Source organism: Streptomyces sp. NPDC004647, assembly GCF_040609575.1.
In the GTDB taxonomy this organism is placed as follows: Bacteria; Actinomycetota; Actinomycetes; order Streptomycetales; family Streptomycetaceae; genus Streptomyces.
Map to the genome: position 1 here is coordinate 141,413 of NZ_JBEXKU010000005.1, position 7,698 is coordinate 149,110.

The following is a 7,698-nucleotide window of genomic DNA, read 5'->3' on the forward strand; positions in this document are numbered from 1 at the left end:
GGGACGGAAGCCGGCCGGAGACGGACGACCGGAGACGGACAGCCGGATACCCGTACGCCTGATTCACCGCACGCCCGTGCATGCCGGGACGCCTGCGGGGTAGACCCGCGCCGACGTTACTGTTTCGGGCCGAGCCGAAGGTTCCGCGCGGAGGGAGGGCCGTCCCGTGCCGTTCCACCTGCACTTCGAGTCGGACGACGCGCTGCGCTGCCGGTTCGCCGGCTCCCCGCTGTGGGAGGTCCAGGAGGCGGTGCGCACCCTCGAACACGCCTCCCTGCACGGCTGCCCGCCTCCATGGCTGCGCCGTATCCGTGACGCCGCCGCCGGGCTGGACCTGCGTCCCATCTGGCTGCTGATGCCCGAGCGCGGCCACACTCCGTCCTTCCTCCGCCCCTCCCCGACCGGCCCGGTCTCCGCCGTCGAGGATGAGCTGGCCCGGGTACGGAGCACCGGTCCGGCGCAGGCGCGCGGGGAACTGGCCCGTTCGCTGGCCGCCACTCCGGGCGCCGCCGACAGCCCGCAGGGCCGGGCCGTGCTCGCCGATCCGGCGCGCACGGTGCGGGAGCTGGCGGACCTGCTCGAGCTGGCCTGGAAGGTGCTGGTCGCCCCGCACTGGCCGCGGCTGAGCGCCCTGCTGGAGGCGGACATCGTCTTCCATGCGCGCAGGCTGGCGGACGGCGGCCCGGGGCGGCTCTTCGGTGAGCTGCACCCACGGGTGTCGTGGTCGGACAGCACGCTGACCGTACGGACCCCCACGGGCTGCGGGCACCGGAGCGCGCTCGCCGGCGAGGAGCTGCTGCTGATGCCGAGCGTCTTCGTCTGGCCCGATGTGGTGAGCGGCGCCGACGCCCCGTGGCAGCGGACCGTGATCTACCCGGCGCGCGGCATCGGCGGGCTGTGGGCCGAACCGGACGGTGTCACACCCGACGCTCTGGCCAACCTGCTCGGCCGGGGCCGCGCCACCGTACTCACCGCCCTCGCCGAACCCGCGACGACGACCGCGCTGGCGCACCGTCTCGGCCTCGCCCCGTCCTCGGTCTCGGCCCATCTCTCGGCCCTGCGCGACGCGGGTCTGCTGACGTCGGGCCGGTATGGCCACCAGGTGCTGTACGAGCGGACACCGCTCGGCATCGCCCTGGCGGCCGGGGGCACGCAGGGTCTGTCCTACGCGGAGAGGTGACGCTCGACCGTCTCGACCTTCGAGGTGAGGCCGTCCTCGACACCCGGGCGGATGTCCGCCTTGAGGACGAGCGAGACGCGCGGCGCCCGCGCCTCGACGGCGGCGACGGCCCGCTTGACGACGTCCATGACCTCGTCCCACTCGCCCTCGATCGAGGTGAACATGGCGTCCGTACGGTTCGGCAGGCCCGACTCGCGGACCACGCGCACGGCATCGGCCACGTACTCGCCCACGTCCTCGCCGACGCCCAGCGGGCTGACCGAGAAGGCGACGATCATGCCTCGACCACACCCTCGCGGCGTGCCCGGGCGGCGATCACGCCGTTCTCGACCTCACGGCGGAGCCTGCGCTCCGCGAAGAAGCCGCCGGCCGGCAGCACCGACAGCACGAAGTAGAGCAGGGCCGTGCCGACGGACCACTTGGCCTTGATCCAGGCGTCCAGCAGGAAGGCCACATAGAGGAGGAACAGAATGCCGTGGACCGCGCCCATCACCGGCACCGCGTTGAACTCGGTCGTGCGCTTGAGGACGGAGCACACGAGCAGCAGCAGGAAGGAGACCGCCTCGGGGGCGGAGACCAGGCGCAGCCGGCGGACGGCGGTGGCGGTTTTGATGTCCACGGGGAACCTCTCCGAGTGGCGGGGGAACGACTGCTTGTGAACCCTTGCACAAGCGGGGTCCATTGTGTCAGCTCCCCCGGCCCGGCGGATCTCAGGGTCCGGTCCGGGTCGATAACCCCTGTCAGGACCCTCTTCGGACGGATACCTTCTCCCCGTGGCTCAGTTTCGACTCCAAGGCAGCAAGGTGCTCGCCGTCGACATGACCGGCGACTCCGTCAAGGCCAGGAACGGCTCGATGGTCGCCTACGACGGCCGGATGGCGTTCAAGAAGATGTCCGGCGGCGGTGAGGGGGTCCGCGGCATGGTCGCCCGCCGGATCACCGGCGAGCAGCTCACGGTCATGGAAGTGAAGGGCCAGGGCACCTGCTACTTCGCCGACCGCGCGAGCGAGATCAACCTGGTGAACCTGAACGGCGACAAGCTGTACGTGGAGGCGAGCAATCTGCTCTGCACGGACGGCGGCCTCCGCACGGGCACGGCCTTCACCGGCCTGCGGGGCGCGTCGCAGGGCAACGGTCTGTTCACCACCACCGTCGAGGGCACCGGCCAGGCCGCCATCGTCTCGGCCGGCCCGGCGGTCGTCCTGCGCGTGACCGCGCGGTACCCGCTCCAGGTGGACCCGGGCGCCTACATCGCGCACACCGGCGATCTCCGCCAGCAGTTCCAGTCCGGCGTCAACTTCCGGACCTTCATCGGGGAGGGCTCGGGCGAGGCCTTCCAGATCCGCTTCGAGGGCGACGGGCTGGTCTACGTCCAGCCCAGCGAGCGGAACACGATCGGCGGTGAGGTCTGATGCCCTTCCAGGAGATCAACTCCAAGATGGTCGAGGCGCATATCCGGCCGGGGCAGCAGATGTTCAGCCAGCGCGGCGCGATGCTCGCCTATAAGGGCGAGGTGACCTTCACCCCCAATACCCAGGGCGGCCAGGGCGGCATCGGCTCGATGATCGGCCGGCGGGTCGCCAATGAGGCCGCGCCCCTGATGACCGTGGAGGGCAGTGGCACGGTGATGTTCGGCCACGGCGGCCATCACATCCAGGTGATCAACCTCGCCGGCGACACGCTCTACGTCGAGGCCGACCGCCTCCTGGCCTTCGACGGAACGCTCCAGCAGGGGACCATGTTCATGGGCTCACAGGGCGGGGTGATGGGCATGGTGCGCGGCCAGGTCACCGGCCAGGGCCTGTTCACGACCACCCTGAAGGGCCACGGCGCGGTGGCCGTGATGGCGCACGGCGGAGTGGTCGAGCTCCCCATCGCGCCCGGCCGGCCCATACACGTCGACCCGCAGGCGTATGTGGCGCACCACGGCGATGTGCGGAACAAGCTCTCCACGGCGCTGGGTTGGCGCGACATGGTGGGCCGCGGCTCGGGCGAGGCCTTCCAACTCGAGCTGTCGGGAGACGGCGCGGTGTACGTACAGGCCTCGGAGGAGAAGCTGTGACCGGTCCGGCAGTCCACGACCCGCACACGCTGCCGGTCGACGACAACGTCAACGCGTACACCTTCTGCGTGGACCTCAAGGGCCAGTGGTTCCTGCAGAAGGGGAAGATGATCGCCTACTACGGGCAGATCGACTTCAACGGCATCGGCCACGGCCGCCTCGACCGGCTGGTCGCGGGCAGCTTCCACTCGCCGCTCCACGCCGCGGACTGGGTGGTGGCCGAGGGCGAGGGCAAGATGCTGCTCGCCGACCGTGCCTTCGACGTCAACTCCTTCGACCTGGAGGACGGCAACCTCAGCATCCGGTCGGGCAACCTCCTGGCCTTTCAGCCCGGTCTGTCCCTGAAGCAGTCGATCGTGCCGGGGTTCCTCACCCTCATCGGCACGGGCAAGTTCGTGGCGGCCTCGAACGGCCCGGTCGTCTTCGTCGAACCGCCCATCCGCGTCGACCCCCAGGCCCTCGTCGGCTGGGCCGACTGCCCCTCCCCCTGCCACCACTACGACCACCAGTACCTGCGCGGGGTGCTCGGCGGCGTACGCGCCCTGACCGGGGTGGGCGGCACCTCGGGCGAGGAGCACCAGTTCGAGTTCGTGGGGGCGGGCCAAGTGCTGCTGCAGTCCACCGAGCTCCTGATGGCCGAGGTGAACACCGGGGCGGTGCCGCAGCAGAGCGGTGTGCCGGGCGGCGGCAGCCATGGCACCCCGGCCGGGCCGACGGTTCCGCAGCTTCCGGGCTCACTGGGGGGCCTCCAGCGTCGCTTCGGGCTGTGAGCGGTAGTCTGCGGAGTGTAACGTCGAACGCCTGCGCACCTGTGTGCGCCGGGGGAAGCGTGCGGCGTTGCCACTGCCATTGGTCCGGATTTCAACTTTTGTAGGTAGAATCTTTCTATGGAGACCGAGACGGCCACCCGTTGGCTCAGTGACGACGAACAACGGGCCTGGCGTACCCACCTGGACGTCAACAGACTGCTGATGCACCAGCTCGAGAAGGATCTGCAGCCATTCGGCCTGACCATCAATGACTACGAGATCCTGGTGAACCTCTCGGAGTCCGAGGAGCAGCGGATGCGGATGAGTGACCTCGCCGCGTCGACGCTCCAGTCCAAGAGCCGGCTCTCCCACCAGATCACCCGGATGGAGAACGCCGGGCTGGTCCGCCGCGAGCACTGCGAGTCGGACCGGCGAGGGCTCTTCGCCGTCCTCACGGACGAGGGCTCCGAGACGATGCAGAAGGTCGCACCGCACCACGTGGCCTCCGTACGGCAGCACTTCATCGACCTGCTGCCACCGACCGATCTGGAGGCTCTGCACGCGTCACTCGCCCCGGTCGCGGACCACCTCCGCAGCCAGCGCGGCGGCGGATAGGGCCGGTCGGGCAGAGGATCAGCAGGCCGGAAGGCGCAGCTCGAAGAGGGCGCCTCCCTCGCGGGACCCGCGGACCACCAGGGTCCCGCCGTGGCGTTCCGCCACGTCACGGGCAATGGCCAGCCCCAGCCCGGCGCCGCCGTCGTCACGGCTGCGAGCGTCGTCCAGCCGTACGAATCGCTCGAAGATCCGCTCACGCTCCGCCTCGGGCACGCCCGTCCCGTCGTCGGAGACCTCCAGCACCGCCCAGCCGCCGTCGGTGCGCAGCGAGACGGTCACCTCCGTCTCCGCGTGCCGCTGGGCGTTGTCCAGGAGATTTCGCAGCACCCGGGCCAACTGACCCCGCGATCCGGCCACTTCAAGAGCGCTCTCCGGCAGGGCGGCGCGCACCGGCACTCGCCCCCCGGCCCGCTGACCGGCCTCTTCGCGTACGAGGGCCGCGAGGTCCACCCGGGAGCCGTCCCTGGGCCCCTCCCCCGCGTCCAGCCGGGCGAGCAGCAGCAGGTCGGCCGCCAGCTCCTGGAGCCGTACGGTGTCCAGGACCGCGCCCTCCACATCCAGCAGCTCCGGATGGGCGACGCCCACCTCCAGTTGCGTCCGCAGGCTGGCGATCGGGCTGCGCAGCTCATGCGAGGCATCGGCCACGAACCGCCGCTGCCGCTCGACGGACGACTCGAGGGCCGCCAGGGTCTCGTTGGTCGTACGGGCCAGCCGGGCGATCTCATCGCGCGCGCCGGGTTCCGGCACCCGCCGGGACAGGTCGGCGGAGGCGGTGATGGCGGCCATCTCACCCCGGATGCCTTCGACCGGCCGCAGCGCCCGCCGGGTGACCAGCCAGGTGACCCCGGCCACGACCAGCAGCAGGAGCGGCAGCCCGATGAGCATCGCGGTGCGCACCTCGCCGACCGCCTCCTGCTCGGTGGCGAGCGGGGAGCCCGCGTGGACGGTCAGCGTCTCGCCGTCGGGGGTCGTCGCTTCGACGGAGGCGAACCGGTAGTCGTACGTCTCGCCGTCGACGGTGGCCGTACCGCCGCCGGTCTCCGCCTCGTCGGAGGACACCTCGCCGCGCCCAGGAGCGCCGCCGTCCCCGTCCTCGGCCTCCTCGGCCGCGTCCGCCGCGTCCGCCGCGTCGTCCTCGTCCGGTCCGGCTCGCCCGTCACCGGACGCGTTCGCGCCGGCGGGCGTCACCTCACGGATCCCCGTGCCGGTCACGGCCTCCAGGTCCTCGCTCACCGCCCGCAGCCTGCCGTCCTCGGTGACGGCCTGCACCGGGTGGTCGTCGCCGTCCGGCATCTCCAGCCGGTCGTACGCCACACCCGTCGCCAGCTGCGAGGCGACCTCGCGGGCCGCCACCTCCGCCTGGAGATCGGCCTGGTCGGTCAGGTTCGTCCGCAGGACGAGCAGCAGCGCGGTCCCGGCCGCGATCAGTGCCACCGCCACCACCGCCGTGGCACCGAGCGCGGCCCGGGAGCGTACGGAGCCCAGGGCCCTACGCACGGTCGTTGACCAGCCGGTATCCCGCACCGCGTACGGTCCTGATGGCGGGTGCGCCCAGCTTCCGGCGCAGCGCGCTGATGTAGACCTCGACGATGTTCGGATCGCCCTCGTACGCGAAGTCCCAGACGTGCTCCAGGATTTCCCCCTTGGACACGACCTCCCCGGCCCGCACCGCCAGCTGCTCCAGCACGGCGAACTCCTTCGCGGTGAGCACCACTTCGGTGTCCTCCCGCGTCACCAGCCGGGCCGCGGTGTCGACCGTCAGCTCACCGACCCGCAGCACGGGGGAGGCAGTCCGCCCCCGGCGCCTGAGGAGCGCCCGGACCCGCGCGACGAGAACCACATACGAGAACGGCTTCGTCAGGTAGTCGTCGGCGCCGGTATCGAGCCCCTCGGCCTCGTCGTACTCGCCGTCCTTCGCCGTCAGCATCAGGATCGGTACGTCGTCCCCTGCGGCCCGCAGGGCGGCGCACACCCGGTAGCCGTTCATCCCGGGCAGCATGATGTCGAGGACGATCAGGTCGTAGGAGCTCTCGGCCGCCCGGTGCAGCCCTTCGGTGCCGTCGTGCACCACATCGACGGCGAAGCCCTCCGCCGTCAGTCCCTTGGCCAGCGACAGGGCGAGCCGCCTCTCATCCTCCACGATCAACAAGCGCATGCGCACAGCCTCCCAAACCGAACCTGAAGAAACCTTCAGGCGGCTTCAGCCTGCGTTCAGCATCGGTTCGGCACGGTGGTCCACATCGCAACCGACTGCGAGACCGACAACGTGGGAGGGACCCTCATGAAGCGCAACACCGTCATCGCCACCGTTACCGCCGCGGTGCTCGTCGCCGGCGGCACCGCCGGAGCCGCCGCGGTGGCGGACGACGGCGGCGCGGCCGCGCGGAAGGCGAGCGTGCGTGTCGCCGGTGACGGCCCGGAGCGTGACGACGTTCCCGATGCCGGGGCCGCGAAGACCACCGCCGCTCGGACCACCGCCGCCCAGGCGATCGACGCGGCGCTCGAGGCCGCGCCCGGCATGGTCGCCTCGGCCGAGCTGGACGACAACGACGACGACACTGACGGGAACGACGGGAACGACGGCAAGGACGGCAAGGACGCCAAGGACGGCACCCGCGGGCCGGTCTGGGAGGTCGACGTGCTCGGCGCGGACGGCACCTGGCACGACGTGACGGTCGACGCGGGCAACGCCGAGGTGCTCGGCAGCCACACCGACCGCGAGCACGACGACAACCTCCGGAGCGCCCTGAAGAACGCGGACACCGACGCCAAGGAGGCCGCGGCGGCGGCCCTGAAGTCCGTACCCGGCACCGTCGAATCCGTCGACCTGGACGACGACGCCAAGGCCGGAGCCTGGGAGGCCGAGGTCCGGGGCAAGGACGGCAAGCAGCACGACCTGCTGGTGGACGCGAAGTCCGGCGAGGTCACCGCCTCGGCCGACGACGAGGACGGGGACGACGACTCCGACTCGGACTCCGACTCGGACGACTGACATCGCCTGATTCGGCAGCCGCCGGAGAAGCTGCGAGGGGACGGGGACGCCATCGCCCTGCGGCTGCTGGGCGGAGTGCACGCCCTCGCACTGACCGGCC

General features: G+C 71.3%; 10 protein-coding genes. 6 read left to right on the plus strand and 4 right to left on the minus strand.

Going from position 1 to position 7,698, the window contains the following annotated elements; genetic code table 11:
* Window positions 1-166: 166 nt before the first annotated feature.
* Window positions 167-1,180, plus strand: coding sequence for a DUF5937 family protein (locus tag ABZW18_RS04055; RefSeq protein WP_356181712.1), 1,014 nt, complete (start codon window positions 167-169; stop codon window positions 1,178-1,180).
* On the opposite strand, the gene ABZW18_RS04060 is transcribed toward ABZW18_RS04055, so the two are convergent.
* Window positions 1,165-1,458 carry an MTH1187 family thiamine-binding protein gene (locus tag ABZW18_RS04060; RefSeq protein WP_356181715.1) on the minus strand — a complete coding sequence of 98 codons (294 nt, stop codon included), beginning with the start codon at window positions 1,456-1,458 and terminating at the stop codon, window positions 1,165-1,167. The genes ABZW18_RS04055 and ABZW18_RS04060 overlap by 16 nt on opposite strands.
* On the minus strand, window positions 1,455-1,799 hold the full coding sequence (locus ABZW18_RS04065; RefSeq protein ID WP_356181718.1) for a DUF3817 domain-containing protein: 345 nt from the start codon (window positions 1,797-1,799) through the stop codon (window positions 1,455-1,457). Before ABZW18_RS04065 ends, ABZW18_RS04060 begins: the two co-directional genes overlap by 4 nt.
* Before the next feature lie 154 nt (window positions 1,800-1,953).
* Between ABZW18_RS04065 and ABZW18_RS04070 the strand changes: the two genes are divergently transcribed.
* The 4 genes from ABZW18_RS04070 (at window position 1,954) to ABZW18_RS04085 (ending at window position 4,606) form a co-directional block, all read left to right on the plus strand.
* On the plus strand, window positions 1,954-2,592 hold the full coding sequence (locus ABZW18_RS04070; RefSeq protein ID WP_356181721.1) for an AIM24 family protein: 639 nt from the start codon (window positions 1,954-1,956) through the stop codon (window positions 2,590-2,592).
* Complete coding sequence (locus ABZW18_RS04075; RefSeq protein ID WP_356181723.1) at window positions 2,592-3,242, plus strand: AIM24 family protein; 651 nt, start codon at window positions 2,592-2,594, stop codon at window positions 3,240-3,242. Before ABZW18_RS04070 ends, ABZW18_RS04075 begins: the two co-directional genes overlap by 1 nt.
* On the plus strand, window positions 3,239-4,012 hold the full coding sequence (locus tag ABZW18_RS04080) for an AIM24 family protein (RefSeq protein ID WP_356181725.1): 774 nt from the start codon (window positions 3,239-3,241) through the stop codon (window positions 4,010-4,012). The genes ABZW18_RS04075 and ABZW18_RS04080 overlap by 4 nt, the downstream gene beginning before the upstream one ends.
* 117 nt (window positions 4,013-4,129) lie before the next feature.
* Window positions 4,130-4,606 (plus strand): MarR family transcriptional regulator, encoded by a 477-nt coding sequence (locus ABZW18_RS04085; RefSeq protein ID WP_356181727.1) that lies wholly within the window; start codon window positions 4,130-4,132, stop codon window positions 4,604-4,606.
* Between the two features lie 18 nt (window positions 4,607-4,624).
* Here the strand turns inward: ABZW18_RS04085 and ABZW18_RS04090 are convergent, their stop codons facing one another.
* Window positions 4,625-6,091, minus strand: a complete 1,467-nt coding sequence (locus ABZW18_RS04090; RefSeq protein ID WP_356181767.1) for a HAMP domain-containing sensor histidine kinase — start codon at window positions 6,089-6,091, stop codon at window positions 4,625-4,627.
* 4 nt (window positions 6,092-6,095) lie between these two features.
* The gene (locus ABZW18_RS04095) at window positions 6,096-6,761 is read right to left on the minus strand and encodes a response regulator transcription factor (RefSeq protein WP_356181730.1); all 666 of its coding nucleotides are present in this window, start codon (window positions 6,759-6,761) and stop codon (window positions 6,096-6,098) included.
* 126 nt (window positions 6,762-6,887) lie between these two features.
* Between ABZW18_RS04095 and ABZW18_RS04100 the strand changes: the two genes are divergently transcribed.
* A complete protein-coding gene (locus tag ABZW18_RS04100; protein WP_356181732.1) occupies window positions 6,888-7,598 on the plus strand; it encodes a PepSY domain-containing protein in 711 nt (236 codons plus the stop codon).
* Window positions 7,599-7,698: the final 100 nt, after the last annotated feature.